Origin of the sequence: Rothia sp. HMSC062H08, assembly GCF_001810775.1 — a bacterium.
In the GTDB taxonomy this organism is placed as follows: domain Bacteria; phylum Actinomycetota; class Actinomycetes; order Actinomycetales; family Micrococcaceae; genus Rothia.
On record NZ_KV802665.1, the window covers coordinates 391,062 to 391,455 of the forward strand.

A 394-nucleotide genomic window follows, 5' to 3' on the forward strand; every position below is an offset into this window, starting at 1 on the left:
AAGTCCAAGAAACAGGAGGCTTTTCATGTCTGAACATCTGGGAGTAAGACATGACCGTTTGCTTCGGAAACAGGCAGCGCAAATGTTTGAGAAAGGATTTGGCTATCGGTTGACCGCCAGGAAGCTTGGTGTGTCCGCCGCGACTGTGAGAGAGTGGCAGAAAATGTACCGCGTCATCGGGAGGAGCGGGTTTCTTGCCATGGGAGTAAAGCAGGCCAGATACGACTATGAGACCAAAGTCGCCGCAGCGAAGGCCGTGGTTGACGGTGGGATGAGTAAGCCTGAAGCGATGGCGCGCTTCGGTATTGCAAGCGCGACACCGTTGAAGCAGTGGTGCAGGCTATACCGCCAGGGCGGCGCGCAAGCGCTTAAGCCTAAGCCCAAAGGCAGGCCG

The 394-nt window shown here is 56.3% G+C and carries 1 protein-coding gene; it reads left to right on the forward strand.

The genetic code is table 11. From position 1 onward, the window contains the following. Positions 1–25: 25 nt before the first annotated feature. The coding region (locus tag HMPREF2765_RS04225; protein WP_070604374.1) for a helix-turn-helix domain-containing protein at positions 26–394 on the forward strand (369 nt) is incomplete at its 3' end.